Source organism: Streptomyces himastatinicus ATCC 53653, assembly GCF_000158915.1.
GTDB classification, from domain to species: domain Bacteria; phylum Actinomycetota; class Actinomycetes; order Streptomycetales; family Streptomycetaceae; genus Streptomyces; species Streptomyces himastatinicus.
On record NZ_GG657754.1, the window covers coordinates 6,700,795 to 6,725,779 of the forward strand.

The 24,985-nt window shown below is 70.7% G+C and carries 25 protein-coding genes and 2 pseudogenes; 13 read left to right on the top strand and 14 right to left on the bottom strand.

From position 1 onward, the window contains the following. The 4 genes from SSOG_RS28640 to SSOG_RS28650 form a co-directional block, all read right to left on the bottom strand. On the bottom strand, positions 1 to 1,559 hold a 1,559-nt coding region (locus tag SSOG_RS28640; RefSeq protein ID WP_039938926.1), incomplete at its 3' end, for a glycoside hydrolase family 3 protein. Between the two features lie 493 nt (positions 1,560 to 2,052). After that, positions 2,053 to 2,256, bottom strand: a complete 204-nt coding sequence (locus tag SSOG_RS52605) for a hypothetical protein (protein ID WP_009717750.1) — start codon at positions 2,254 to 2,256, stop codon at positions 2,053 to 2,055. A gap of 205 nt (positions 2,257 to 2,461) precedes the next feature. Next, positions 2,462 to 3,265 (bottom strand): hypothetical protein, encoded by an 804-nt coding sequence (locus SSOG_RS28645; RefSeq protein WP_154685992.1) that lies wholly within the window; start codon positions 3,263 to 3,265, stop codon positions 2,462 to 2,464. A 212-nt stretch (positions 3,266 to 3,477) separates the two neighbouring features. Further along, positions 3,478 to 4,389: a LysR family transcriptional regulator gene (locus SSOG_RS28650; RefSeq protein ID WP_039938929.1), complete on the bottom strand. Its 912-nt coding sequence runs from the start codon at positions 4,387 to 4,389 to the stop codon at positions 3,478 to 3,480. Positions 4,390 to 4,480: 91 nt separating this feature from the next. Here SSOG_RS28650 and SSOG_RS28655 point away from each other — a divergent pair, with 91 nt between their 5' ends. Beyond that, positions 4,481 to 5,479 (top strand): EamA family transporter, encoded by a 999-nt coding sequence (locus tag SSOG_RS28655; protein ID WP_009717753.1) that lies wholly within the window; start codon positions 4,481 to 4,483, stop codon positions 5,477 to 5,479. On the opposite strand, the pseudogene SSOG_RS56420 reads toward SSOG_RS28655, so the two are convergent. From SSOG_RS56420 to SSOG_RS28665, 3 genes and pseudogenes are all read right to left on the bottom strand, one after another. Next, a pseudogene (locus SSOG_RS56420) lies at positions 5,478 to 5,903 on the bottom strand (sugar phosphate isomerase/epimerase family protein); the annotation flags it as partial. The gene SSOG_RS28655 and the pseudogene SSOG_RS56420 overlap by 2 nt on opposite strands. Next, positions 5,897 to 6,142, bottom strand: coding sequence for a hypothetical protein (locus tag SSOG_RS56425; RefSeq protein WP_245606401.1), 246 nt, complete (start codon positions 6,140 to 6,142; stop codon positions 5,897 to 5,899). The gene SSOG_RS56425 and the pseudogene SSOG_RS56420, both read right to left, overlap by 7 nt. A 98-nt stretch (positions 6,143 to 6,240) precedes the next feature. Beyond that, a complete protein-coding gene (locus tag SSOG_RS28665) occupies positions 6,241 to 7,431 on the bottom strand; it encodes a methyltransferase (protein ID WP_078510431.1) in 1,191 nt (396 codons plus the stop codon). Between the two features lie 197 nt (positions 7,432 to 7,628). Between SSOG_RS28665 and SSOG_RS52610 the strand changes: the two genes are divergently transcribed. Both SSOG_RS52610 and SSOG_RS28670 read left to right on the top strand, forming a co-directional pair. Beyond that, the gene (locus tag SSOG_RS52610) at positions 7,629 to 7,913 is read left to right on the top strand and encodes a hypothetical protein (protein WP_009717756.1); all 285 of its coding nucleotides are present in this window, start codon (positions 7,629 to 7,631) and stop codon (positions 7,911 to 7,913) included. Between the two features lie 37 nt (positions 7,914 to 7,950). Then, a complete protein-coding gene (locus tag SSOG_RS28670) occupies positions 7,951 to 8,433 on the top strand; it encodes a GNAT family N-acetyltransferase (RefSeq protein ID WP_009717757.1) in 483 nt (160 codons plus the stop codon). On the opposite strand, the gene SSOG_RS28675 is transcribed toward SSOG_RS28670, so the two are convergent. Further along, a complete protein-coding gene (locus tag SSOG_RS28675; protein ID WP_009717758.1) occupies positions 8,430 to 9,656 on the bottom strand; it encodes a cytochrome P450 in 1,227 nt (408 codons plus the stop codon). The two genes, SSOG_RS28670 and SSOG_RS28675, sit on opposite strands and share 4 nt — an antisense overlap. A 100-nt stretch (positions 9,657 to 9,756) precedes the next feature. Between SSOG_RS28675 and SSOG_RS28680 the strand changes: the two genes are divergently transcribed. Then, positions 9,757 to 10,311, top strand: coding sequence for a S1 RNA-binding domain-containing protein (locus tag SSOG_RS28680; RefSeq protein ID WP_245606402.1), 555 nt, complete (start codon positions 9,757 to 9,759; stop codon positions 10,309 to 10,311). Positions 10,312 to 10,405: 94 nt separating this feature from the next. Here the strand turns inward: SSOG_RS28680 and SSOG_RS28685 are convergent, their stop codons facing one another. Both SSOG_RS28685 and SSOG_RS28690 read right to left on the bottom strand, forming a co-directional pair. After that, entirely contained in the window at positions 10,406 to 11,293 is an 888-nt protein-coding gene (locus tag SSOG_RS28685; protein ID WP_009717760.1) for an alpha/beta fold hydrolase, read from the bottom strand. A 119-nt stretch (positions 11,294 to 11,412) separates the two neighbouring features. Next, complete coding sequence (locus tag SSOG_RS28690; protein WP_009717761.1) at positions 11,413 to 12,654, bottom strand: MFS transporter; 1,242 nt, start codon at positions 12,652 to 12,654, stop codon at positions 11,413 to 11,415. Positions 12,655 to 12,721: 67 nt separating this feature from the next. Here SSOG_RS28690 and SSOG_RS28695 point away from each other — a divergent pair, with 67 nt between their 5' ends. Beyond that, the gene (locus SSOG_RS28695; RefSeq protein ID WP_009717762.1) at positions 12,722 to 13,738 is read left to right on the top strand and encodes an AraC family transcriptional regulator; all 1,017 of its coding nucleotides are present in this window, start codon (positions 12,722 to 12,724) and stop codon (positions 13,736 to 13,738) included. On the opposite strand, the gene SSOG_RS28700 is transcribed toward SSOG_RS28695, so the two are convergent. Next, the gene (locus SSOG_RS28700; protein WP_009717763.1) at positions 13,718 to 14,740 is read right to left on the bottom strand and encodes a helix-turn-helix transcriptional regulator; all 1,023 of its coding nucleotides are present in this window, start codon (positions 14,738 to 14,740) and stop codon (positions 13,718 to 13,720) included. The genes SSOG_RS28695 and SSOG_RS28700 overlap by 21 nt on opposite strands. Positions 14,741 to 14,762: 22 nt before the next feature. Between SSOG_RS28700 and SSOG_RS28705 the strand changes: the two genes are divergently transcribed. After that, complete coding sequence (locus SSOG_RS28705; RefSeq protein ID WP_009717764.1) at positions 14,763 to 15,569, top strand: NIPSNAP family protein; 807 nt, start codon at positions 14,763 to 14,765, stop codon at positions 15,567 to 15,569. Here SSOG_RS28705 and SSOG_RS28710 read toward each other — a convergent pair. Further along, a complete protein-coding gene (locus SSOG_RS28710; RefSeq protein ID WP_009717765.1) occupies positions 15,559 to 16,197 on the bottom strand; it encodes a hypothetical protein in 639 nt (212 codons plus the stop codon). The genes SSOG_RS28705 and SSOG_RS28710 overlap by 11 nt on opposite strands. A 235-nt stretch (positions 16,198 to 16,432) precedes the next feature. On the opposite strand from SSOG_RS28710, the gene SSOG_RS28715 reads away from it, so the two are divergent. Beyond that, a complete protein-coding gene (locus SSOG_RS28715; RefSeq protein ID WP_039938930.1) occupies positions 16,433 to 17,140 on the top strand; it encodes a lytic polysaccharide monooxygenase auxiliary activity family 9 protein in 708 nt (235 codons plus the stop codon). A 4-nt stretch (positions 17,141 to 17,144) separates the two neighbouring features. Here SSOG_RS28715 and SSOG_RS28720 read toward each other — a convergent pair whose 3' ends face one another. Both SSOG_RS28720 and SSOG_RS28725 read right to left on the bottom strand, forming a co-directional pair. Continuing rightward, positions 17,145 to 17,639, bottom strand: coding sequence for a GNAT family N-acetyltransferase (locus tag SSOG_RS28720; protein ID WP_039938931.1), 495 nt, complete (start codon positions 17,637 to 17,639; stop codon positions 17,145 to 17,147). A gap of 17 nt (positions 17,640 to 17,656) precedes the next feature. Then, positions 17,657 to 18,734, bottom strand: a pseudogene (locus tag SSOG_RS28725) (LacI family DNA-binding transcriptional regulator). Between the two features lie 224 nt (positions 18,735 to 18,958). Here SSOG_RS28725 and SSOG_RS28730 point away from each other — a divergent pair. The 6 genes from SSOG_RS28730 to SSOG_RS28755 form a co-directional block, all read left to right on the top strand. Then, positions 18,959 to 20,125, top strand: coding sequence for a Gfo/Idh/MocA family protein (locus SSOG_RS28730; protein ID WP_009717768.1), 1,167 nt, complete (start codon positions 18,959 to 18,961; stop codon positions 20,123 to 20,125). A gap of 7 nt (positions 20,126 to 20,132) precedes the next feature. Beyond that, on the top strand, positions 20,133 to 21,080 hold the full coding sequence (locus SSOG_RS28735; protein ID WP_009717769.1) for a DUF6807 domain-containing protein: 948 nt from the start codon (positions 20,133 to 20,135) through the stop codon (positions 21,078 to 21,080). 5 nt (positions 21,081 to 21,085) lie between these two features. Beyond that, positions 21,086 to 21,835: a cupin domain-containing protein gene (locus tag SSOG_RS28740; protein WP_039941885.1), complete on the top strand. Its 750-nt coding sequence runs from the start codon at positions 21,086 to 21,088 to the stop codon at positions 21,833 to 21,835. Between the two features lie 64 nt (positions 21,836 to 21,899). After that, positions 21,900 to 23,192: an ABC transporter substrate-binding protein gene (locus SSOG_RS28745; protein ID WP_009717771.1), complete on the top strand. Its 1,293-nt coding sequence runs from the start codon at positions 21,900 to 21,902 to the stop codon at positions 23,190 to 23,192. Next, the gene (locus SSOG_RS28750) at positions 23,189 to 24,151 is read left to right on the top strand and encodes a carbohydrate ABC transporter permease (protein ID WP_009717772.1); all 963 of its coding nucleotides are present in this window, start codon (positions 23,189 to 23,191) and stop codon (positions 24,149 to 24,151) included. Before SSOG_RS28745 ends, SSOG_RS28750 begins: the two co-directional genes overlap by 4 nt. Continuing rightward, positions 24,148 to 24,985: carbohydrate ABC transporter permease (locus tag SSOG_RS28755; protein ID WP_050799998.1), on the top strand; the 838-nt coding region annotated here is incomplete at its 3' end. The genes SSOG_RS28750 and SSOG_RS28755, both read left to right, overlap by 4 nt.

Consider the following 24,985-nt stretch of genomic DNA (forward strand, 5'->3'; position numbering starts at 1 on the left):
GACGGATCGGGCGCGCTGCCGGTGCCGGTGGACAGGGCCTTCGCCGTGAAGCCGAGCGCGTCGAGGGCGCGGGCGAGGACGGCCGTCGGCGGGCCGCCGGTGCCGGTCGGGGCGGCGGGGTCCACGCCGACCACGAGCAGCTTGCGGTGGCGGCGGCGGGACAGCGGCAGCAGTCCGCCGCGGTTGGTGATCAGCGTGGTGGTGCGGTCCGCGATGCGCGCGGCGGTGGCGGCGTGCTCGCGGGTGCCCACCGTACGGTCCACCGCGCGGCCGCTGGTGTACGGCTCGTCCAGCAGCCCCCGGCGCGCCTTGAGTTCCAGGATGCGCAGCACCGACGCGTCGAGCCGGGCCTCGCTGATCTCGCCCTTCCGTACCGCCGTGCGCACGCTGTTCCAGGCGGCGGGCAGATCGGGCGGGGTCAGCAGCTGGTCCACGCCCGCCTTCAGCGCGAGCACCGGCACCCGGCCGTCGCCGTACTTCTCGCGCACGCCCTGCATGCCGAGCGAGTCGGTGATCACGACGCCGTCGTAGCCGAGCTCCTCGCGCAGGACGCCGGTGATGATGGGGCGGGAGAGCGTGGCCGGGTCGTCGGCCGGGTCGAGCGCGGGGAACAGCAGGTGCGCCGTCATGACGGAGTCGATCCCGGCGGCGATCGCGGCCCGGAACGGCGGCGCGTCCAGCCGCTCCCACTCCTTGCGGGAGTGGGTGATGGTCGGCAGCCCGACATGGCTGTCCACGGAGGTGTCGCCGTGCCCGGGGAAGTGCTTGGCGGTGGCCGCGACTCCGGCGGCCTGATACCCCTCGACCTGGGCCGCGACCAGCCGGGCGACCGCCTTGGGGTTGGCGCCGAAGGAGCGGATGCCGATCACCGGGTTGGCGGGGTCGACGTTGACGTCCGCGTCGGGCGCGTAGTCCTGCCGGATGCCGAGCGCGGCCAGCTCCGCCCCGGCGACCCGGGCGGCCGCCCGTACGTCCGGTACGTGGCCGCCCGCACCGAGCGCCATCGCCCCCGGGAGCAGCGTGGCGGGCGCCCCGATCCGGGCCACCATGCCGTGCTCCTGGTCGGTGGAGAGGAGCAGCGGCACGCCCGCGGGGCCGTCGAGGGCGGCCTTCTGGATGCCGTTGGAGAGGGCGGCGATCTGCCGGGGATCGCGGATGTTGTGCGCCCATTCGGTGTACATGATCCCGCCGAGGTGGTACTTGGCCACCAGCTCGGCGGCGCTGCCGACGCCGTACTTCTTGCGGTTGGCCGCGGCGTCGCCGGGGTCGGGCGCGGTGGCGGAGTGCCCGTACACCGACAGGACGAAGAGCTGGCCGATCTTCTGGTCCAGCGTCATACGGCCGAGCAGGGCCGAGGCGCGGTCCCGGTCACTGCTCCGGGCGGGAGCGGGGCTGCGCCTCGCCGCGGACGCCGAGGGCGTGGCGGATGCCGAGGCGGACGCGGACGGTGACGCGGAGGCGGACGTCGCGGGCGAGCTGAACGTCCGCGGGCTGCATGCGCTGGCGACGGCGGCGGTCGCCGCGGCGAGCAAGGTGCGGCGCGAGGTCGGATTGTGCACCCGCACTCCTTCCATGAGCTTTGGAGGGGGGCGACTGGCGTTCATATGACACGCTGGTGTGCCGGGTGGGGCGCGGTCAATGGGAACCGGTGATTCGGTTCAACTTCGTTCAGGAGCAGACGACTTCGTTCGTCAAGAGGCAGCGAAGCGTGGCCTGGCAGGCAGCCGGTCTTTCGGCACCGTAAAGATCGCGATGATATGGGCCGGTGCCGCCGACGCTCTGGGAGGGGTGCGCGCCGGCGGCGGGGTGCTGATGGCCGCGGGCGGCGAGGAGGATGGTCAGCGACGCAGCCAGCAGCGAGGCCGATACCGCCGTGCGGAGACTCCCCAACAGCACGGCGGTTGGACGCCCCCCGGAGCGACCCGGTTCCGCACTGGGACCGAACTTCGCGAATCAGCATGTATGGCGACGCACTCGGCCGGTGACGTACAGCGGCGGGTCTGTAGGGAGGCTTTGCAGCCACAGGATCGCAGCCCTCGCCGGGGCACCAACTCAGAACAAGGTGTCCTGGTCAGGTGTCTCCGAGTGTTCCAACGGCGGCACGTCTTCGCCTCGCCACCTCGCCTCGAGGTGCTTGCGCCAGCCCTGCGGTGGCGGCCACGGCACGCCCCACTGGCCGAGTTGCTTCTTCGACCAGCCGCCCTGCGCGGTCTGTGCGGCGGCGACTTCGTCAGGAGAGGGCACGTACGTCGACATGGGGAATGCATGCCCACGCCTCGGCCCCGGGTACGCACGCAGTGCCGCGGCTCACAGTCGGCGATGCCAGAGTCAGGTGCACTGCAGAACAGGCTCTTTGAGCCGCCCGGCCCGCACCGCGCCGGGCAGTTTGGCTAATCAGTGGCATCGCGCTTCTTGGGAACGCGCACGACGCGTCGTTTTGGGCTGAGGGACGCGGTGTCGTTCAGCCTGTCGAGCTTGAGGTAGTGGACGTTGCGCATGTGGAGCCTTCGAAGTCGGTGGGGTTGATGGCGCGGCGCTTGGTTGTCACGAGCCCGGCGTCGGCGAGTTCCCGCAGGCCTTTGCCGCGTGTGTCCTCACTCAGGTCGTATCTGTTCTTCGCTTCCTTCGGGCTGAACCACAACGCGCTCTCGTCGTTTGCGGGGCCGCGCTGGCACAAGAGCACGAGGAACATCGCAAGACCGGCCCCCGACAGCAGAGTGAGATGGCCGTTGGTCCAGAAGGCCTGGGGGATCTGCACGTATCGATGGGTGACCGCGCCCAGCTCGCTGGCGGCGGCTTCCTTCTTGGCTGCGGCTCCGGGCGCGATGTAGGGATCGCCGCTTCCGGTCTCGTTCAGTACGACTACCTGGTTGGGGCGCCCCGGCTGAGCTTCGACGGTGATGAAGCGGTGCTCGGCCAGCCAGTTCTGAGCGTCGTTGATTCGCCGGGCGCCGGCCTTGGACGGGTCCGGGAGGTCCAACAGGGTTGCCCAGGCACGGGCGGTGAACGTGAGGCCTTGGGCGGCGTCCTCGCGCTGCATCCACAGGTAGCTGAGGTAGAGCTTCAGCCGCACATGACCCCCGCGTCCACCCCGCAGCATGCGTGTCATGGGCGGCGCGAGGTCGTCGGGCGTGGCCCGTTCGACGAAGCTGTAGCGCAGCTGAGCCCTTCGCCGTCCGTACCGACCAGCGCTCTCCGCGGCCTTCAACGCGTTGTTCGACGGCGCCGTCGGCCAGTAGGCCGCCACGATCTTTTCCGCTTGCACCGGGTCACCTGCCGTAATCCCCATGAATCAGCTTCGAGTGCCGGATGGAGGAGGGACCCGCCGAGGTTGTGCCCCTCGGCGCCCTCCCCTGCAGAGGTTCACCTGAAGGTCCGGGACCCCGGGCCTTCAGTGTTTGGACCTTCAGCATGTGTGCCGAAGCTTCGACGTGAATGGGGCGTGACTGACCGGCCCCGGGCGTGCATCCCCGAGGCTCAGGCGGCGGCCGCGCGCCGGGTCCATTCCTCGCCCAGCACCGCGACCGTCTCCGTGATCGCGGGGCGGCGCGCGGCGCCTTCGCGCCAGAGGGCGTAGAGGCGGCGTACCGGTACCGGCTCCAGGGGCACCGCCCGCACCTCCTCCGGGAGCGGGCCCCGGCCCATGCGCGGCATCAGGGCGATGCCCAGGCCCGCCGCCACCAGGGCGATCTGGGTGTGGTTCTCCGCCGCCTGGTAGGCCAGGTCCGGTTCGTGCCCCGATGCCCGCAGCGTCCGTACGAGCCAGTCGTGGCACACCGTTCCCGGCGGCTGGCAGATCCACCGCTGGCCCGGCAGATCGTCCCGCCGCAACGTCCCCCGCCCCGCCAGCGGATGCCCGACCGGCACGAGGACATCGCACAGGTCGTCCCCGATCGCGGCGCGCCGCAGCCCGTCCGGGGCGGGCAGCGGGGCGATGTCCCAGTCGTGGGCGACCGCCAGGTCGATGACGCCCTGCGCCGCCAGGTCCACCGACAGATGCGGGTCGACCTCGACGAGCCGGGCGTCCAGCGCGGGGTGCTCGGCGGCGAGCCGGGCCAGTACGGCGGGCATCAACCCCCGTGCGGCGGTCGGGAACGCGCCGATCACCAGCCGTCCGGTCGGCCGGCCCCGCCGCTCCTCCAGGCTGGTTTCCGCCCGTTCGACGATCGCGAGGAGCTGCTGGGCGGTGGCGGCCAGGTGCTGGGCCGCGTCGGTGAGGACGACGCCGCGGCCCTGCCGCTCCAGCAGCGTGGTCCGCGTCTCCCGCTCCAACTTGGCGATCTGCTGCGATACGGCGGACGGGGTGTAGCCGAGCGCGATGGCCGCCGCGCTGACCGAACCGTGTACGCCCACCGCGTGCAGCGCCCGCAGCCGGGACAGATCGAGCATCGCCCCCACCTCCCACCTTTCATGTTTTCTGCATCCAACCATGAAGTCATCCGGACTGGTGCTAAAAGGTCCCGCCCCCGATCCTCGACCTATGCGACCTGCACACATCGGCCTCGCCGTGCTCGTCACGGCCCTGTGGGGCGTCAACTTCGTGGTGATCGAGCTGGGCCTCGACCAGATGCCGCCCCTCCTCTTCTGCTCCCTCCGCTTCCTGGTGGCGGCGGTGCCCGCGATCTTCCTCGTCGGCCCGCCGCGGGTCCCCTGGCGGTGGATCCTGGGGGTCGGGCTCGCGCTGGGCGTGGGGAAGTTCGGGCTGCTGTTCGTCGGGATGCACCAGGGGATGCCGGCCGGTCTTTCGTCGCTGGTGCTCCAGATCCAGGCGGTGTTCACCGCGCTGTTCGCGGCCGCCGTACTCACCGAACGCCCCGGCCGTCGACGGCTGTTCGGTATGGCGGTGGCGCTCGGCGGTATCGCCGTGGCCGCCGTCGACGAGGGCACCTCGGGCCCGCTGATCGGCTTCGTCCTCGTCATCGCGGCCGCGGCCCTCTGGGGCGTCTCGAACGTCCTCACCCGCAAGGCCGCCGCGCCCAACCCGCTGAGCTTCATGGTGTGGGTGAGCCTGGTGCCCGTACTGCCGCTGCTCGGCCTGTCGCTGGTGTTCGAGGGCGCGGCCGCCGACCTGCACGCGCTGGCCACGCTCGACTGGGCCGGAGTGGGCGCCATCGTCTACGTCGCCTGGGTAGCCACCATGCTCGGCTTCGGCCTGTGGAGCTTCCTGCTGCGCACGTACGACGCCTCCGCGGTCGCCCCCTTCTCCCTCCTGGTGCCGGTCTTCGGCATGTCCTCGGCGGCGCTGGTGCTGGGGGAGGGGATCAGCCCGCTGCGCTGGCTGGCGGCGGCCCTGCTGGTGGGCGGCGTGGCGCTGACCTCGCTCCCGTCCTTGCGCCTCCTCCGGCTCAGGCCGCGTCGGCGAGCAGCCGCAGCAGATGGTCCCGGCCCGGGGCCAGCAGCGGCGGCAGTTCCTGAGCCTGCGGGTACCACCGCTTCTCGTACTCCCAGCACAGCCAGCCGTCCCACCCCTCGCGGCTGAGCAGCTCCACGCACTCGGTCAGCGGCAGCACGCCCGCGCCCAGCGCCAGCGGAGTGGTGTCCTCCGCGGAGGCGATGTCCTTGACCTGGACGTAGCCCAGGTACGGCGAGAGCGCCGCGTAGCTGGTGGCGGGGTCCTCGCCGCCCAGCCAGGGGTGCATCACGTCCCAGATCGCGCCGACACTGCCGTGCCCGACCGGCCCGATGACGCGGGCCGCGTCGGCGCCGGTGCGGTGCGAGTCGTGGGTCTCCAGCAGCAGCCGTACGCCCAGCTCCGTGGCGTACGGCGCGGCGTCGCCCAGACGGGCGGCGGCCGACGCGTCGGCCTCGGCCGGGTCCCGGTCGCCGCCGCCCGGGAACACGCGGACGTTGGCCGCGCCCAGGTCATGGGCGAGCGCGAGGAGTTCCCGCAGCCCGCTCAGCACCGGCTCGTCGGGCCCTCCGCCGCGACCCGCACGTACCCGGCGACGGTCAGGATGTCCACCCCGGCGTCCCGGAACTCCCCCACCACCCGCGCGCGTTCGTCCGCCCCGATCCCGGGGTGCACGGGCTCCTCTGGGTGCGCGCGCAGCTCGACACCGTGGTACCCGCTCCCGGCGGCGAGCCGGGCGACGTCGGACATGGGCATACCGGGGACGCCGAGGGTCGAGAAGGCGAGCTTCATGGCGGGCTCCATCGGTTCGTGGGGGCTCGGCAGGGGGCGTGGTCAATCCTGCCGTGCCGAAAACCGGTAACCCAGGACCGGCGACCCCAAACCCGTCCTCACCCCGCTGCCAGCCGCCACAGTGACGTCACCTCCGCCGCCCGGGCCGCGTGCAGCGGGTCGCCGGCGTCGGTGGCGCGGTGATGGGTGGGGCGGGTGTCCAGCCGGTCGACGACCCGCAGCCCCGCGGACTCGAACGCGCCCAGCAACTCCTCACGGGTCCGCAACCCCAGGTGCTCGGCGAGGTCGGAGAGGATGAGCCAGCCCTCGCCGTCGGGAGTGAGGGCGTCCGTGAGCCCGTTCAGGAAGCCGTGCAGCATGCGGCTCCCGGGGTCGTACACCGCGTACTCGACCGGCGAGCTGGGGCGCGCCGGGACCCAGGGCGGGTTGCAGACGATCAGCGGGGCGCGGCCCGGCGGGAAGAGGTCCGCGCGGACCACCTCCACCCGTTCGGCGAGCCCCAGCCGCGCCACGTTCTCCCGCGCGCAGGCCAGCGCCCGCTCGTCCTGGTCCGTGGCCACCACGCGCTCGATGCCGCGCCGCGCGAGCACGGCGGCGAGCACGCCCGACCCGGTGCCGATGTCGAAGGCGGCCGCGCGGGAGGCGGGCAGCGGGGCCTCGGCCACCAGGTCGACGTATTCGCCGCGCACCGGCGAGAAGACCCCGTAGTACGGATGGATACGGTCGCCGCCGAGCGCCGGGACCTCGACGCCCTTCTCGCGCCACTCGTGCGCGCCGATCAGGCCGAGTAATTCCCGCAGCGAGATCACCGATGGGCCCTGCGCCGCGCCGTACACCTGCGCACACGCCTCCCGTACGTCGGGCGCCCGGCGCAGCGGTACGGCGAGGTCGGCGTCCAGCGGTACGAGCAGCATGCCCAGCAGCCGGGCCCGCCGCCCCTGCTCCTGCCGGTGCCGGTGGAACGCCTCGGCCGCGCTCTCCGCCGGTCCGCGCCGCCCCCGGGGCCGCCGCGGCCCCCGGTCGACCCGCCGCGCCAGCGCGGCGAGCAGCTGCCGGGCGCCCTGGTAGTCCCCGCGCCACAGCAGCGCGGTGCCCTCGCAGACGAGGCGGTACGCGGCGTCGGCCGTCATCCGGTCGTCCGCGACCACAACCCGCCGCGGCGGTGGCGCGCCGCTCTCGGACCGCCATGCGGCGGCCTGGGGCTGGCCGTCCTCGGTCCACTCGATGACCTGCTGCGTGCTCAGGGCGTACACCTTTGCTCTTGTGGGGTGCGCACCCGCGGTGCGCATGAACCGATCCTTCCGGTACGGCCGCCTCGGCGCGAGCGGTTTCCAGGACGGGGGCCGCTCGTGTCCCTGCCGCAGGCCGTCCGCCGGGCCAGCTGAAAGAGGGCTTCCGAGGGGCCAATTCCCGTTTCCTGATAGGCATTTCGGGGAATGATCTCTACGTGCTGTAAGGGGATTTCAGCGAGACCGAGGGGTCATCAGTGAGCGGTACGAACGCCATGCCTGAGCCGAAACGCCACAAGGTCAAGCAGCTAGCCATCGAGCCGGTCCCGCCGGGGCTACCGCGCGAGCGCAACAGCGGTAGCTTCAGTGATGAACACGTCGACCCCAGCGTCGACTCGATGGAGGCCAGGATCGCCCGCGGGGAAATCATCGCGACTCCCGGCAGCAGGGCGGAGGGCGAAGACCGCGACATTCATGAGGAAGAATGGCGCGCACACGACCGGCGCGGGCCCTACGGGCAACGGCGTCGCCGCAGGAATTGATGCCACGCGGGCGCGTCGACCGGCCTAGGGTTCGTGCATGACGAGCGCTCTCCGGCTGGAGAAGATCACCCCGGACAACCTCGACGCCGCGGTCGGGCTACGAGTCCGTCCGGACCAGGAACACCTGGTCGCGCCGGTCGTGAAGTCCCTGGCCGAGGCATACGTCCACCCCGGCACAGCCTGGCCCCGCCTCATCCTCGACGATGGCCGGACCGTCGGCTTCCTCATGGCCTTCTTCGATATCGACTGGAGGGGCGACGGCACCGGCACCGACATCCGATCCGGCCTCTGGCGCCTCAACATCGCGGCCGGTGAACAGGGGCGCGGCTACGGTCGATTCGCGGTCGGGTCCGTAGCCGCCGAAATCCGCCGCCGCGGTGGCGCCCGCATGACCACCACCTGGCATCCGGGCGCCGACGGACCTGAGAATTTCTACCTCAGGCTCGGATTCCAGCCGACGGGCGAGACGAGCGGGGACCAGACGGTCGGCGAAATGGACGTGCATGCCCCGCGGTTTTAGCGGGCCGTTTCCGTCCAGGTGACGGGCAGCTCATGGACGCCGTAGATCTGCATATTGGTCCTGAGCTTCACCTCGTCGGCGGGGACGGCGAGCCGGAGAGTCGGGAAGCGGCGCAGCAGCCCCTCGAAACCGGCGCGCATCTCGACGCGGGCCAGTTGCTGGCCCAGGCATTGGTGGACGCCGTGGCCGAAGGACAGGTGGCCGCGGGCCTTGCGGCGGATGTCCAGGGTGTCGGGGTTGTCGAAGCGCCGGGGGTCGCGGTTGGCGGCCAGCATGGAGACGACGACGCTCGATCCCTTGCCGATGGTTTCGCCGCCGAGTTCGAGGTCCTCCGCAGCGTAGCGATAGACGATATCGACGACCGACAGATAGCGCATGAGTTCCTCTACGGCGCCGGGCATCAGATCCGGGTCGGCGCGCAGTTCGGCAAGCTGCTCGGGGTGCTCCAGGAGCGCGAAGGTACCCAGTCCCAGCATATTGGCGGTGGTCTCGTGGCCCGCGAGCAGCAGCAGGAAGGCGATACCGGTCAGTTCCTCGATGGCGAGGTCGTCATGGCGGGCCAGGTCGGACAGGATGTCTTCGCCGGGAGCGGCGCGTTTGCGGGTGACCAGTTCGGAGAGGTACGCGTTCATTTCGGTGTACGCGGCGATCTTCTCGTCGAACGGCAATTCCTTGTTCAGGAACCTGACGGAGTTGACCTGGAATTGCTCCCGGTCCCCGTAGGGGACACCGAGCAGTTCGCAGATCACCAGGGACGGCAGCGGCAGCGCGAACTCCTTGACCAGATCGACCGGCGGGGTCAGGCGCGCCATGTGGTCCAGTTGGCGTTCGGCGATGTCGACGATGTGCTCTTCGAGCATTTTCATGCGCTTGACGGTGAAGGCGCCGGTGAGCTTGGTGCGCAGTCGGGTGTGGTCCGGCGGGTCCATGGCGATGAACAGCCCCGGCTCCACGGGGGACGGTTCGGTGACGACGGGCAGGCCGGGGATCTCGTACGGCACATGCAGAACGCCGATGTCCTGGCGCGAGCTGAACCGGGTGTCGGCCATGAGCTGGCGGACCGCGTCGTAACCGGTGACGATCCAGCCCTGATGCCCGTCGGGGAAGGCCATGGGACTGACGGGGCGGGCCTCGCGCAGCCGAGTGATGTCGCGAGGCGGGTCGAAGGGGCCCGCATCGCGCTCCTTGGGGAGGCCGTGCGGGATGGGCGCCTCTTGACTCATCGGATTCCTCTCGTGGCGGTTGTTGCCGCCACCATCACCGATGGCTCTGACACAGGGCTGACACGGCTCTGACGCCGACCAACATGAAATGGTGCACGGCATGGGTGCGGCCACGGAGGATCCGGAACTGTGGGCATTCCTGGCCTCACGTCACCGCGGCGAGATCCTTTCCGGCACGATCGCGGCGATCGAACGCTTCGGGGTGTTCGTGGCGTTGGACGACAGCCCCGACCATCCGATCTTCCCCGGCGTCGGGTTCATCTCGATACCCGAACTGTCCTGGCGACGCTTCGAGGCCGTTTCGGACGTCGTCCAGGTCGGACAGCGCGTGTCCTGTGTGTTCCTTCAGTTCGACACGTGGAACGGGGAGGCCAGGCTGTCCTTGAAGGCGACCCAGTCGGACCCGTTCCAGGAATTCGCCGACACCGTCGGGGTGGGCCGGAGGCTTCAGGGACAGGTCACCAAACTGGTCCCCTTCGGTGCCTTCGTCCAGGTCGCCGGGGGTGTTGAGGGCCTGGTTCCTCTCCAGGAACTCACCTCGACGCCCGTGGCAACTCCGCAGGAGGCCGTTGAGGTCGGCGACGAGGTGACGGTCACCGTCACCGACGTCGACCGGGAGCGGCGCAGGCTGCTCCTCTCCCGACGTCAGGCGTGAAGAGCCCGTTCCCCGGTCCATGCCCACGGCGGTGCTCAGGCGTCGGCGTCAGGTCCACACCCGCGTCGCCCGAGCACCGCCCCGGGGGCGTCGCTCAGGCCCAGCGCTTCAGGAAATCTATCGCCGCGGAGTCGACCTCCTCGGGGTGCGAGGCGCTCAGGAAGTGCTGGCCGCCCTCGATGATTTCCAGGCGCGCCTCGGGGGAGCGGGTGAACATCCCTATCTCCTCCTGGGCGTTCGCGACGGAGTACACCTGGTCCGCGGTGCCGTGCAGCCACAGGACGGGGCAGCGGATCTCGTCGAGCCTGCCGTGGAGGCCGTCGCGGTCGCGCAGGTTCACCGTGCTGAGGCGCAGGCGGTGGCGGCCGGCGTCACCGGAGTAGTTCGCGCGGTAGGTGGCGAGCCAGAAGTCGCGTTCCTCGTCGGAGACGCCGCCCAGGGCCGTGTCGAGCACCGCGTCCACGAGCTCGTCCGGCACGACCCAGTCCTCGCCGACCGGGTCGGCGAGGGCGTCGACGAGCGGGGTGTTGAACTCGACGCCGTCCCAGCACCCCAGGTCGCGGCTGCGGGGGCTCTCGAAGTCCATCGACGTGCCGAGCGCCATGATGCCCTTCACGACGTCCGGGGCGAGCAGCGCCATGCGGGCCGCCACCCAGCCGCCCTGCGAGGTCCCCAGCACGAAGGCCTCGCGGATCCCGAGGGCCTCGAGGGCCTGGAGGTTCGCGATCGCGCTGTCCCAGAAGGTGAAGTGCGGGTACGTGGACCTCGTGCGGCCGTGCCCGTAGGGCTCCAGGGCGAGCAGGTTGGCCGCGGACCCGAGCGCCGGGTCGGCGAACTGCGGCCGGTACAGATCGGCCGAGGTGGTGTACGAGTTGATCAGGACCAGGGTCGGGAGCGCGGGGTCGTACGGCCCGGCGAAGGTGTACCCGACGGTAGACCCACCCAGGTGGGGGATCTCGACGGTCTTCTCAATCTTGCTCATCAATTACTCCTTGGGTCATACATGGGGAATCTCTTGAAACGGTTCGCCATCAAGATCAAAGCAGCCTCGCGGCGCCACGACAACGTGTCCGGGATCAGGGGTATTTGGGCATCGATGCATCAGTTTCCGCGCGGTGTCGGGGGCGCTTTGACCCGCCGTAGGATCAGCAGCGCGGAGGCGAGCAACACGGCACCGGAGACGGTGAATACGGTGGTGACGCCGCCCATACCGAACATCACGCCGCCCGCACCGGCCCCGCCGGCGATAGCGGACTGCACGCCTACCACCACGAGCCCGCCCGCGCTTTCTGCCTGGTCGGGCACCATGCGGGTCGCCCAGTTCGACCACGCCACCGACACGCCGCCAAAGGCCAGGCCCCACAGGACCACCAGAACGACGTACCCCGCTTGTCCGGCGGGGAGGAGCGCCAGGCCCAGTGCCGCGACGCCCATCAGCGCCGGTGTCAGTGTCAACGTCAGGCGCAGGCTGATCTCCAAAAGCCATCCGGCCGCCAGCGTGCCCACGAAGTTCGCCACTCCGAAGACGAACAACAGCAGCGCCAACTCATCGACGTCGACTTTCACCACGTTTTCCAGAGCGGGCCGGATATAGGTGAACAGCGCGTAGTGCCCAATGTGAACGAGCAGCATCCCTGCGATGCCCACGCCGAAGCCCGGGCGTCGCAGAACCTCCCACAGCGTGCCCAGCCGTGCCGTGCCCTGGGGTGCCATCCGGGGCAGTGCGAAGAACTGGAACACCAATGTCACCACCCCGAGTGCGGCCGCCGCCAGGAAGGTGCTGCGCCAACCGGACAGCTCGCCGAGGTAGCTGCCGAGCGGCACCGCCACGATGGTCGCCACCGCAATGCCACTGAAGATGATCGATATGGCGCGCGGAACCACATCCGGGGGCACCAGACGCATTGCCACCGCCGCTGCCATGCTCCAGAAGCCACCGAGTGCGACGCCCAGCAGTATGCGCATCAGCAGCAGCATCACCATATTGGCGGCTACGGCCACCAGTAGATTGGAAACAATCAACAGGACGGTGAAGCCGAGCAACACGATCCTTCGATCGATTCTCCGGGTCAGGCTCGCCGTCAACAATCCCGAAAGCATCGCCGCCACCGCCGTGACGGTCACCGCCTGGCCCGCCAAAGCCTCCGATACTCCCAGGTCGGCGGCCATCGGAGTCAACAAGCTGGTCGGCAGGTACTCCGCCGTCAGCAACCCGAACACTCCGACCGCCAGGGAGAACACCGCCGCCCAGGACGATGAGACCGGTGCGGGTGGTACTCGTTTCACATCGGCCGCTTCGCCAGGGCCGGCATCGGGCACGGTGGCGCACACATCACTGCTCAACTGTTTACTGCTCCTGAATCGCGTGAGACGTTCAAGTCAAGGCTGCACGCGAGATTCAGGATGAGCTATGACAGAGAGTCTGCAATATTTGACCGGGACTCCGGGCGGGGGAGTCAAGGGGCAGTTCGCGCTGTCGTCCGATCTCATCAGCGAACTGCTGACCAGCATGCGGCTGCGCGGCGTTCGGTATCGTCGCGTCCACGCCGGCCCGCGGTTCGGCCTCCATTTCGACGCCAAGCCCGGACGCGCCTCTTTTCACTTCCTCGCCGTCGGCTCCGCCGTCCTGCGCACCGAGGACGGGACGGTCCACGAGCTTTCGGCCGGTGACGCCGTATTCATGCCCCACGGCGAGTCGCATCAGCTGCTCTCCGGCCCGGACATACGGGCCCAGGGCATCGACAGTTTCGATGCGGTTCCCCTCAGTGACACGGTGGGTGCCGTGGATGCCTGCCCGAGCGCCGACCCGAATCCCAGCGCGATTTTCTTCAACGGCTCCATGGAGTTCGACCTCGGCGGAATGCAGGGCCTCAGTCCGCTGATGCCCGATGTCATGCTGGTCGATGCCGAGGGGGCGCGTTATCCCGGGCTCATGCCGATCCTCACCTCCATGAGGCGCGAAGTCTGCTCCGCACGCGTGGGCTTCGCGGGCATCCTCGCCCGGCTGGCTGAAGTGGCGGCGGCGATGATCGTGCGGGGCTGGATCGAATGCGGATGCGACAACAGCTCCGGCCTCGTGGCCGCGTTGCGCGACCCCCGCCTGGCGTCCGCCATCCTGGCCCTGCACCGGCAGCCCGGGCATCACTGGACGGTGGCGGAGCTGGCGGCGGAATGCAATGTCTCCCGGTCCGTCTTCGCGGACCGCTTCCAAACGACGATCGGCATGCCGCCCCTCCGTTACGCCACGGAGCTGCGGATGGTCCTCGCCGGTCAGTGGCTGGCCCAGGACACGTTGCCGATCGAGTCCGTGGCGCAACGCCTCGGCTACACCTCCCAGGCCGCCTTCAGCCGAGCCTTCAAACGCGTCACCGGCCGGCCGCCCGGCGCCAGCAGGGTCACCGCACGGTCAAGGGTTGAGGGGGACTGACGGGCCGTTCGTCCGCTCCACGTGGGCGGATCCGTAGGCTCGGGCGAGTTCGTCCACCGTGTCGGCCATGAACCGGCGCAGTTCGACCGGTGCGACGACCTCGACGTCGATACCGAGCCGCAGCAGCTCGCCGCAGGCGTGCTCGGTGCTCTCGGTCGGGATGACCGCCTCGACCCATCCGTCGTCGCCGACGGCGGTCGCGGTGGAGTCGACGGCCCGCACCACTTCCGGGGGCAGGTTGTCGGGCAGGCGCCGGCGTCCTCGTGGGGACAGGCGGATGGTGGCCGTGCCGGTGTAGCGGCGGGTCCGGAAGTCGTCGAGGTACGAGGCCCAGTAGGCGCCCAGGTCGAAGTCCTTTGGTCGGTCGAACCGTTCACCACTCAGGACCGCGTCGAGGACCTGGGTGACCCGGTAGGTCGCGATCCGGTTCTCCGTGGCGGCCACGACGTACCAAATACCGGACTTGAGTACCAGGCCGTAGGGCCGAAGGCGGCGGCGCACCTCTTGCGGCGCGCGCCAGCGGCGGTAGCGCACGTCCACCGCGTGCTGGGTGAGCACCGCGTCGACGAACAGGGGGAGATACGGCGTCCGTTCGGGTTCCCGGTACCAGCCGGGAGCATCCAGGTGGAACACCGCCGCGGTCCGAGCCGCCTCCTCGCGCAGTCCCGTCGGCAGCGCGGCCAGCAGCTTCAGCCGTGCCGCGGTCACCTCCGCCGCGAGCCCCAGGTCGGCGGCGGGGCCGGGCAGCCCGGCGAAGAACAGCGCCCGCGCCTCGCCCTCGCTCATCCCGGTCAGGCGGGTGCGATAGCCGTCGACCAGCTGATAGCCGCCTCCGCGACCCGGCTCCGCGTAGACCGGCACCCCGGTGGCCTGGAGACGACGCGCCAGGTCACGGTAGGCGGTGCGTACGGACACGCCCAGCTCGTCCGCGACCTCCCGCGCGGACATACGACCCCGCGATTGCAGCAACAGCAGCAGCGACAGCAGTCGACCGGCAGACATGGACGCATTCTCCCCGGAAACCCTGACAGCCCCTGGCACACGGCTCTCCTACCGTCGCGCAAGAGCGGAAGAGCGAAAGAGAACCGAACAGGAGCCTGCCGTGCCTCCCCACCACCTCACCGTGATCGAGCTGCGCCAGTACACGCTGAAGCCCGGTCGGCGCGACGAGCTGATCGAGCTGTTCGACCGGGAGTTCGTCGAGACTCAGGAAGAGGTGGGGATGGTCGTGCTCGGCCAGTTCCGGGACCTCGACGATCCGGATCGCTTCGTCTGGCTACGGGGGTTCCGCGACATGGCCGTACGACGCCACGCGCTGACGGCCTTCTACGGCGGCCCCGTCTGGGCCGAGCACGGGCCCCAGGCCAACGACACCATGATCGACTCCGACGATGTCCTGCTCCTGCGTCCCCTGTCGGACGCGAGCGGCCTCGCCGTCTCCCCGTCCGAGCGGCCCCGGGCCGGTGCTCCGGCGCCGAACCGGTTCGTGTCCGCCGCCGTGTGGTCCTTCCCGCCCGTGCGGCACCAGGGCATCGCCCTGATCCGGGACGGGCTTCTGCCCGTGCTCCGGGAGACGGGGCCCGCCCCGCTCGCGGCCCTGACCACCGAGACGGCGCACAACACCTTCCCCAGGCTGCCGATCCGCACCGGGGAGAACGTCGCCGTGGTCGTCACCTCGTACCCCGACGAGAGCGCCCACCGGCGGCATCTCGCCGATGTACGGGCCCATCCCCTCGCGCGGGACGAGACGCTGCCGGGTATCGAGCGAGAACAGAAAGCCACCCCCCGGATGCTGCGGCTGGCCCCCACGGGCCGCTCGCTCAGCTGCTGAGGGCCTCGGTATCCGCTCGGCGGCGTTTCCCGTACGCGACGGTCAGCACGGCCAGTAACGGCCCCCACAGGGCCAGCGGTGCGTAGCAGACGTAGAACGACATGGTTTCCCAGCCGCCGACCTCGCTCGGGGAGTCGCCGGGGAGGTCGTCGCCGCGGATCGTCGTGCCCCTGAACTCGGCGACGGGGGCCAGGAGCGTGAACAGGACGGTCAGGAGGGCGGCTCCGGTCGCGGCCGGGATGACCGCCGCCTTCGGCGGGACGCGGCGGCCGCGCAGTAACGGGAGCCAGTGCGGAAACACCTCGCCCCAGCGGGCGATCAGGCCGAACGCCGTGAACGCGAGCGCCTCGGAGAGAACCGACAGGAAGACGACGTACGCGCGCTCGCCGACGCCGATCCCGCGGTCGAACGCGGCCGGGAGCCTCCACAGGCTGGACGGCATAACGGCCAACGGGATGGCGCAGGCGAGGAGTCGCGTCCGCCGGGACACTCCGGCGACGGGCTCATGGGCCCTCCGCCATGTGGTGCGGAGTCGGCCGCGGCGGGCGGCGGTGGGTGCTTCGGCGGCTTCGGCGATTTCGGCGGCTTCCGGAGCTTCGGCGGTTTCGGCGTGACGGAGTGGCTGCATGCGCGGTCCTCGGTTCCGTGGTGGGCAGGCCCGTTCCGGCATGACCATCGCAGTCGGGAGGCCCGCCGCGGATCGCTCCCCGGGCCGAACTCGGCTCCGCCGCACAGGCGACCGGGGATGCGACCGCAGCATGACGGCAGGGTGCGGACACGGCGTCAGATGTCTGGCCGCCTCATGATCCCCGTCCTACGATGGGAGCGCTCCCGCACACTCTCGCAGCGGATCTGGAGGCGCAATGAATTGTCATGGGCATGCTCGAAAATGGGGGCTTCGCGCCTCCGCCGTCGCCTCGGCCGCGACGCTGCTGGCCACCGTGGCGCTGGTGGGCACCGCCGACGCGCACGGGTCGGCCATCGGTCCGGCGTCGCGGAACTACGGCTGCTGGAAGCGGTGGGGCGGTGACTTCCAGAACCCGGAGATGAAGACCAAGGACCCCATGTGCTGGCAGGCGTGGCAGGCCGACACCAACGCCATGTGGAACTGGAACGGCCTCTACCGCGAAGGGGTCGCGGGCAACCACCAGGCCGCGCTGCCCGACGGGCAGCTGTGCAGCGCCGGGCACACCTCGTCCGGCCGCTACAACGCGATGGACGTGCCCGGGAAGTGGGAGGCCACGTCGGTCGGCACCAGCTTCACCTTCAAGAACCACGACCAGGCCAAGCACGGCGCGGACTACTACCGCATCTACGTCACCAAACAGGGCTACGACCCCACGACCCAGCCGCTGCGCTGGAGCAACCTCGAACTCGTGGCCCAGACCGGCAAGATCGCCCCGGGGGCGGGGGAGCCCTCGACCGAGCCCAGCCTCAACGGGGTCACGGTCTCGATTCCCGTCAACGCCCCCGGGCGCACCGGCCGCCATGTGGTCTTCATGATCTGGCAGGCCAGCCACTTCGACCAGACCTTCTACTCGTGCAGCGACGTGATCTTCCCGGGCGGCTGACCGGCTACGTGAGCAGCGCCAGCCGCCAGTCCTGCGCCGTCACGGGCCCCGCGCCGTACCCCGGGTGGGGCTCCTCGGCGGTCAGCTCGAACCCCGCCCGCTGGTAGATCCGGCGGGCGGTGGCCTGGACGTCGGTGGTCCACAGCACCAGTTCGCGGTAGCCCGCCGCGCGGGCGAAGTCCACGCACGCCGTCACCAGCCGCTCGCCGAGCCGCAGGCCCCGGGCGTCGGGTTCGACGAACAGCAGCCGCAGCCGGGCGGCCCCGGATGCCTCGTCCCGTACGCACATCACCGACCCGACTGGGTGTCCGTCGCGCTCGGCGATCCATACGCGCTCGTACGCCGGGTCGTGCCGGGTGCCGAAGTCCCCGGCGATACGGGCGACCAGGGCCTCGAACTCACTGTTCCAGCCGTACTCCCGGGCGTACACCACACCGTGCCGGTGCACGATCCAGCCCAGGTCGCCGGGGCCGGGCTCGCGCAGTAATACCTCCGTCATTCCGTCAGCCCCCGCCCTCAGTGCCGCGGCGGGGCCGTCGAGGCCCGGGCCATCAGCTCGGCGCGCACCATGGCCACGCCGCCCGGCGGCTGCGGTTCGCGGCCGAGGGCGGAGGCGTCCGGCGCGTACCCCGGCGTCGTGCAGCGGCAGCCGGACCGTGGTCAGGGCGGGGACGGCGTCGGCGCTGAAGGGGAGGTCGTCGAAGCCCGCCACCGAGACGTCCTCGGGGATGCGCAGACCCTGGTCGCGCAGGGCCGCGCAGACGCCGAGGGCGATGGTGTCGTTGGCGGCCACGATGGCGGTCAGACCGGCGTCGCGGCGCAGGAGTTCGAGGGTGGCGTCGTAGCCGGAGGCGCGGTCGTAGAGGCCGTGGACGGTCGGCTGTTCCGCGCCCTCGGTCAGCCCGGCCGCGGCCAGGGCCTCGCGGTGGCCCTCCAGCCGGTGGCGGGTGGTGGTGCGCTCGGCGGGGCCCGCGACGTAGCCGATGCGGCGGTGGCCGAGGGTCAGCAGATGCTCCGTCAGGCGGCGGGCGCCGCCGCGGTTGTCGAAGGTGAGGGTGATCGCGTCCTCGATCGGGGGCCGTCCGCACAGCACCACCCGGGTGCCGGAGGCGGCGAGCCGGGACGCCTTGGCGGCGACCGCGGCGGCGTGGTCGGGGTGTTCGACCGCGCCGCCGGTGAGGACGACGGCGGCGGCGCGCTGCCGCTGGAGCAGGGTGAGGTAGTTCAGCTCGCGCTCGGGCGAGCCGCCCGTATTGCAGATGACGGCCAGCTTCTCGCCACCGCGCACGGACTCGCCGCCGGAGCCGCCGTTGACACCCGGGCCGCCCGGCGCGCCCATCTCGGACTGCACGGCGCCCGCGATGATGCCGAAGAAGGGGTCCGCGATGTCGTTGACCAGCACCCCGACCAGATCGGACGTGGCGGCGGCGAGAGCGCTTGCCGGGCCGTTGACCACGTACTCCAGGTCCTCTACGGCGCGCAGCACCCGGGCCCGGGTCGATTCGGCAACCGGATAGTTGCCGCTCAGGACGCGCGACACCGTCGCCGCCGAGACCCGAGCCCGGGCGGCCACATCGGCCAGGGTCACTGCCATGTTTCCTCCGTTGGATGGTCACCTGGGGCGCCCGGTGGGACACCGCGTGCGCTGGTGGGGCCGGGTCCATGGTCTCACTGGTCAGCGCCGTCGCGGCCATCGCGTATCGAACCGGGAACGGGCGCGGGAATCTGCTCACCGGGGTCTTGTCCTGACATCCTCACCGTGCCTAGGGTCGTCCCCCAGCAAGCGCTTTCCGTCCCGTTGGCGAGGAGCCTCACTCCATGGCCTCAGCAGCCACCGCCCGTATCCGCGCCGCAGTCATCGGCACCGGAGCCATCGTCACGGGCAGCCATCTGCCCGCCCTCCGCGATCACGCCGACCGGGTCGAGCTGGTCGCCGCCGTCGACGTGGACGAGGACCGCCTCGACACCTTCCGCGCGACGGCCGCCGAGACCGCCGGATTCACCGTCGCCGGCTATCCCGATGTGGCCGCGATGCTGAAGGCCGAGCGCCCCGACCTGGTCCTCATCGGCACCCCGCCGTCCCTCCACCGCGAGCAGACGGTGGCCGCGCTCACAGCGGGTGCCTGGGTGCTGTGCGAGAAGCCGCTGTGCCTGACGCTCGCCGAGTACGACGAGATCGCCGCGGCGGAGACGGAGGCGGGCGGGCCGTACGCGTCCGTGGTCTTCCAGCACCGCTACGGCTCGGGCGCCGTCCACGCCCAGGACCTGCTGACCACCGGCGCGCTGGGCCGCCCGCTGGTGGCCCACTGCCAGACCACCTGGCACCGGGACACCGCGTACTACGCCGTGCCGTGGCGCGGCCGCTGGGGCAGCGAGGGCGGCGGCCCCTCCATGGGCCACGGCATCCACCAGATGGATCTGCTGCTGCACCTCCTCGGCGACTGGACCGAGATCCGCGGCATGGCCGGGCGGCTGGTGCACGACGTGGAGAGCGAGGACGTGTCCACCGCGCTGGTCCGCTTCGCGAACGGCGCCATGGCCACCGTCGTCAACAGCGTGCTCTCGCCCGACGAGGTCAGCCGCATCCGCATCGACTGCGCGGACGCCACCGTCGAGCTGACCCACCTCTACGGCCACCGCAACGACGACTGGGTCTACACCCCCGCCCCGCACGTCCGCGACGAGCCCGCCCGGCAGGAGCGCTGGCGCACCCCCGCCGCCGATCTGCCCAGCTCGCACGCGGCCCAGCTGACCGGGCTGCTGGACGCCATGCGGGACGGCGTACGGCCCCCGGGCAGCGGCCCGGACGCCCGCCGCACCCTCGAATTCATCGCCGCGCTCTACAAGGCGGCCTTCACCGGGCAACCCGTGCACGCGGGGGAGATCGCGCCCGGCGATCCGTACTACGACGCCATGCACGGAAACCACCCCGAGTGGGCTCCAAAGGCACCGCAGGCCACGAACGTCGCGAAGAAGGAGAGCTGAGGCCGTCATGACCCAGCAGATCACCGTCACCCACACCCACGGCGAGCGGATCTCGGTAGCCTCCGGCGGCGTCGAGCTGATGGCCTACGTCTACGCACCCGACCCGGACGCCTTCGAGGCCCGTAAGCCGTACGCCCACCCGCTGCGCACCCTCGCCGGAAGCCCGGTCTCCGGCTACCGGCCCAACGACCACCGCTGGCACAAGGGCCTCCAGATGACGTCCAGCCATCTGTCCGGCCAGAACTTCTGGGGCGGCAACTCCTACCTCGGCCCCGACCAGGGCTACCAGCGGGTCGAGGAGCGGGTCGGCTCGATGCGGCACGACGGCTTCGAGGAGTTCACGGTCACCGACGACCGGCTGCGCTTCACCGAGAAGCTCACCTGGGTGGAGAACGGTGGCCAGGAGTGGGCGCGCGAGCTGCGCACCATCGAGCTGCACTCCGTCGAGGCGGACGAGGGAACCTGGGCCCTGGACTGGTCCATCGACCTCACCAACATCCGTGGCGAGGCGCTGCACTTCGGCTCCCCGACCACCGCGGGCCGCGAGATGGCCGGATACACCGGGCTCAACTGGCGCGGCCCCCGCGACTTCACCGGCGGCGACGTCATCGGCCCGGACGGGCGCGGCGGCGACGGCGAGAAGGGCGCCTCGGATCTGATGGGCACCCCGGCCGCCGACGCCCCCTGGGTCGCCTTCACCGCCGAGCACGACGCCATCGACGCGCACTCGACGCTGCTGTTCGCGCACGCCCCTGAGAACAAGGACGCGATCCACGCCTCCCACTGGTTCGTGCGCTCCGAGCCGATCCCCTCGGTCGCTCCCTCGTGGGCGTTCTTCGAGGAGTTCGAGCTGCCGCCGGGGGAGTCCTTCGGCTACCGCTACCGCGTGGTGGTCGCCGACGGCGCGTGGGACCGGACGCGCGCCGAGAGCTACCTCAAGAACCACGGGTGGTGAGCGAGATGACAGCGATGCCCGCCCCGCTGCCGGGCGGCGTGGGGATGTCCCACATCAGCGCGTACGACTGGGAGGCGGCCGACGGCGTATGCGGCGGCAGCCCCCACCTCCACCTCGCCTGCACCGAGGCGTACGTGGTCACCGCCGGGCGCGGCGCCGTCCAGACCCTGACCGTGGCCGACGGCTTCACCGAGACGCCGCTGGAGCCGGGCGCGGTGGTGTGGTTCACCCCCGGCACGGTGCACCGCATGGTGCAGGGCGGCGGCCTCAAGGTGACCGTGCTGATGCAGAACAGCGGGCTGCCCGAGGCCGGGGACGCGGTGTTCACGTTCCCGCCCGAGGTGCTGGCCGACCCCGAGCGGTACGCGGCGGCCGCCGCGCTGCCCGCCAAGGAGGGCCCGGAGGCGGACGCGGCCGCCCGGCGCCGCCGCGATCTCGCGGTCGAGGGCTATCTGACTCTGCGAGCCGCCGCCGAGAAGGGCGACGACGCACCCCTGCGCGCCTTCCACGAGGCGGCGGTGCGGATCGTCGCCCCCAAGGTCAAGGACTGGGAGCCGCGCTGGCGGGACGGCGCCCTCGCCGCGGCCGAGCGCACCGGTGAGCAGCTGACCGCGCTCGCCGCGGGCGACCCGGCCCATCTCGCACAGGCGAAGGTCACCGCGACCGGGCCCAGCCGCCGCGGCGGTTACGGCATGTGCGGCCGCCGGGACGAGTACGAACTGCCCGGCGCGACGCTCCCGTACTACGGCGAATAAGCACCGGCATCCCCCCACACGGACAGGTACATCGGCACATCACAGGAGGGAGGTCGGTCCGGCGATGCGCAAGAAAAGGACAAAGGCGTCCTGCGCCCTGGCTCTCGTCCTCACACTCGGCGGGACCCTCACGGGCTGCGGCGGCGGTGAGGGCGGCGGTTCGGGCGGCAAGGTCACCCTGCGGTTCACCTGGTGGGGCAACCCCGACCGGGCGGCCCGTACGGACCAGGCCGTCAAGCTGTTCGAGAAGCGCCACCCGAACATCGACATCAGCACGTCGTTCGCGGGCTTCGACACGTACAAGGCGAAGCTCGCCACCCAGGCCGCGGGCGGCGACGCACCCGATGTGATGCAGCTGGACTACCGGCAGATCAACCAGTACGCCACCTCCGGCATCCTGCTCGACCTCGGCAAGCACCGCGAGCTGCGCACCAAGGACATCGACAAGGGGCTGCTGGCCACCGGGGTCGTGGACGACAAGCAGTACGCGCTGCCGGTCGCCCGCGGCGCCGAGGCCATACCGTACGACGCGGCGCTGTGGCGCAAGGCGGGCGTCCCCGAGCCGACGATCGACTGGACGTGGGCCGACTGGACCGACGCGATGCGCAAGCTGAAGGCGTCGAAGAAGGACATCGGCGGCCGGGTCGGCTCCACCGACCCGGGCCAGAGCGAGGACGTCTTCGAGATCTGGCTGCGCGGCCGGGGCAAGGCCCTCTACACCGAGGGCGGCGGGCTGGGCTTCACGGCCGACGATCTGACCCGGTTCTGGGAGTTCACCACCAAGCTCCGCAAGGAGGGCGTGGTGGCCCCCGCGGAGCAGACCACCCAGATGGACGGCACGGTGGAGAACACCCCGCTCGGCCGCCTCAAGGCCGTCTCCGACTTCAACTGGGACGCGCCCTCCAGCGGTTACGACCCGATCGTCGGCAAGGGGCTGAAGCTGGCCCCGCTGCCCGCCGGTGACGACGGCAAGCCCGCCCTGTACTACAAGCCGTCGATGTTCTTCGGGGCGTCCGCCAAGTCCCAGCACCCCAAGCAGGCCGCCCAGTTCATCGACTTCCTGCTCAACGACCCGGCGGCCGGGGCCATCCTCGGCGCCACCCGCGGCATCCCGGCCAACGACTCGATCCGGGACAAGGTGCTGCCCAAGCTGGAGGGCTTCGACCAGGTCGTCTCCGCGTACCAGAAGCAGTTCGAGGGCAAGCTCAAGGATCCGCCCGCCGCACCGCCCAAGGGCGACGCCTCGCTCCAGTCCACCTTCACGCGCGACTACGACCAGGTGTCGTACGAGCGCCTGTCGCCGCGTGAAGCGGCGGAGAACTACATCACCGAGGCGAAGGCGGAGCTGAAGCAATGACCGCGACCGCGACCCGCCCCCAGGACGCCGCGTCCCCCGCCGCGCGCGCCAAGCGGGCACCGAAGCGCGAGAGGCAGGGCGCCGCCTGGGTGTTCCTGTCGCCATGGGTGATCGGCGCGACCGTGCTGACGCTGCTGCCGATGGCCGTCTCGCTGTATCTGTCGTTCACCGACTACGACATGTTCGACGCCCCGCAGTGGGTGGGCTTCCGCAACTACACGCAGATGTTCACGGAGGACCCCCGCTACTGGCGCTCGGTCATCACGACGCTGACGTACGTCGTGATCGCGGTGCCGTTCCAGCTGGTGCTGGCCCTCGCCGTGGCGATCGCGCTGAAGTCCGTCAAGCGCGGCAAGGGCTTCTACCGCTCCGCGTTCTACGCCCCCTCGCTGCTCGGTGCGTCGATGTCCATCGCCCTCGTCTGGCGGGCGATCTTCAACGACGGCGGCACCGTCGACAACCTCCTCTCCGGCGTCGGCATCGACATCGGCGGCTGGATCAACAAGCCGGGCTGGGCGATCCTGTCGGTCGCGCTGCTGACCATCTGGCAGTTCGGCGCCCCCATGGTGATCTTCCTCGCCGGGCTCCAGCAGATCCCCGCCGAGCTGTACGAGGCGGCGGCGGTCGACGGGGCGTCCTGGTGGCGGCAGTTCCGCTCGATCACCATCCCGATGCTGTCCCCGGTGCTCTTCTTCAACCTGGTGCTCCAGATGATCCAGGCGTTCCAGGTCTTCACCCCCGCCTTCGCGGTCAGCGCGGGCAAGGGCGGGCCCGCCGACTCCACCCTCGTCTACACCCTCTACCTCTACGACCGCGCCTTCACCGCCTCCCACATGGGCTACGCCTCCGCCATGGCGTGGGCGCTGCTGCTGGCCATCGGCGTCGTCACCGCGGTGCTCTTCCGGACCTCCCGGGCCTGGGTCTTCTACGCCAACGACAACAACGAGGGGGCCCGATGACCACCGCCCCGATCACCACCGACGCGCCTGTGGCCCAGGGGCGTTCCACGGGCCGGATCGTGCTGCACGTCTGCCTGATCGCCGTCCTGCTGGTGATGCTCTATCCGCTGGCCTGGCTGCTGGCCACCTCGTTCAAACCGGCCGACGAGGTCATCGCCAGCCTCAAACTGCTCCCCAGCCATCTGGAGTGGAGCAACTACTCCACCGCGATGGAGGGCGTGAACGAGGTCAGCGTCGGACGGCTGCTGTGGAACTCGCTGCTCATCGCGTGCGGCGCCGTCCTCGGCAACGTCATCAGCTGCTCGCTCGCCGCGTACGCCTTCGCCCGGCTGCGGTTCCGGATGCGCGGGCCGCTGTTCGCCTTCATGATCGCGACGATCATGCTGCCGCACCACGCGATCCTCATCCCGCAGTACATCATCTTCAACCAGCTCGGCATGGTGAACACCTACTGGCCGATGATCCTGCCGAAGTTCCTGGCCACCGACGCCTTCTTCGTCTTCCTCATCGTCCAGTTCATGCGCAACCTGCCGCGCGAGCTGGAGGAGGCGGCCCGGATCGACGGCTGCGGGCCCTTCCGCTCCTTCTTCAGCGTCATCCTGCCGCTGACCAGGCCCGCGCTGATCACCACCGCGATCTTCACCTTCATCTGGACCTGGAACGACTTCTTCACCCAGCTCATCTACCTCTTCGAGCCGGAGAAGTTCACCCTCACCCTGGCCCTGCGCTCCTTCGTGGACGCCTCCAGCCAGTCGGCGTTCGGCCCGATGTTCGCGATGTCGGTCTTCGCGCTGCTGCCCATCGTGCTCTTCTTCCTCGCCTTCCAGCGGTTCC

Bases quoted from the DNA above. Each gene is read 5' to 3' on its own strand.
- SSOG_RS28710 (WP_009717765.1), bottom strand. From the start codon at position 16,197: ATGCAGCCACTCCGTCACGCCGAAACCGCCGAAGCTCCGGAAGCCGCC.
- SSOG_RS28665 (WP_078510431.1), bottom strand. From the start codon at position 7,431: ATGCGCACCGCGGGTGCGCACCCCACAAGAGCAAAGGTGTACGCCCTG.
- SSOG_RS28720 (WP_039938931.1), bottom strand. From the start codon at position 17,639: ATGACGGAGGTATTACTGCGCGAGCCCGGCCCCGGCGACCTGGGCTGG.
- SSOG_RS28680 (WP_245606402.1), top strand. From the start codon at position 9,757: ATGGGTGCGGCCACGGAGGATCCGGAACTGTGGGCATTCCTGGCCTCA.
- SSOG_RS28750 (WP_009717772.1), top strand. From the start codon at position 23,189: ATGACCGCGACCGCGACCCGCCCCCAGGACGCCGCGTCCCCCGCCGCG.
- SSOG_RS28745 (WP_009717771.1), top strand. From the start codon at position 21,900: ATGCGCAAGAAAAGGACAAAGGCGTCCTGCGCCCTGGCTCTCGTCCTC.
- SSOG_RS52605 (WP_009717750.1), bottom strand. From the start codon at position 2,256: ATGTCGACGTACGTGCCCTCTCCTGACGAAGTCGCCGCCGCACAGACC.
- SSOG_RS28740 (WP_039941885.1), top strand. From the start codon at position 21,086: ATGACAGCGATGCCCGCCCCGCTGCCGGGCGGCGTGGGGATGTCCCAC.
- SSOG_RS28730 (WP_009717768.1), top strand. From the start codon at position 18,959: ATGGCCTCAGCAGCCACCGCCCGTATCCGCGCCGCAGTCATCGGCACC.
- SSOG_RS28715 (WP_039938930.1), top strand. From the start codon at position 16,433: ATGAATTGTCATGGGCATGCTCGAAAATGGGGGCTTCGCGCCTCCGCC.
- SSOG_RS28650 (WP_039938929.1), bottom strand. From the start codon at position 4,389: ATGCTCGATCTGTCCCGGCTGCGGGCGCTGCACGCGGTGGGCGTACAC.
- SSOG_RS56425 (WP_245606401.1), bottom strand. From the start codon at position 6,142: ATGAAGCTCGCCTTCTCGACCCTCGGCGTCCCCGGTATGCCCATGTCC.
- SSOG_RS28695 (WP_009717762.1), top strand. From the start codon at position 12,722: ATGACAGAGAGTCTGCAATATTTGACCGGGACTCCGGGCGGGGGAGTC.
- SSOG_RS28735 (WP_009717769.1), top strand. From the start codon at position 20,133: ATGACCCAGCAGATCACCGTCACCCACACCCACGGCGAGCGGATCTCG.
- SSOG_RS28670 (WP_009717757.1), top strand. From the start codon at position 7,951: ATGACGAGCGCTCTCCGGCTGGAGAAGATCACCCCGGACAACCTCGAC.
- SSOG_RS28685 (WP_009717760.1), bottom strand. From the start codon at position 11,293: ATGAGCAAGATTGAGAAGACCGTCGAGATCCCCCACCTGGGTGGGTCT.
- SSOG_RS28675 (WP_009717758.1), bottom strand. From the start codon at position 9,656: ATGAGTCAAGAGGCGCCCATCCCGCACGGCCTCCCCAAGGAGCGCGAT.
- SSOG_RS28655 (WP_009717753.1), top strand. From the start codon at position 4,481: ATGCGACCTGCACACATCGGCCTCGCCGTGCTCGTCACGGCCCTGTGG.
- SSOG_RS28700 (WP_009717763.1), bottom strand. From the start codon at position 14,740: ATGTCTGCCGGTCGACTGCTGTCGCTGCTGCTGTTGCTGCAATCGCGG.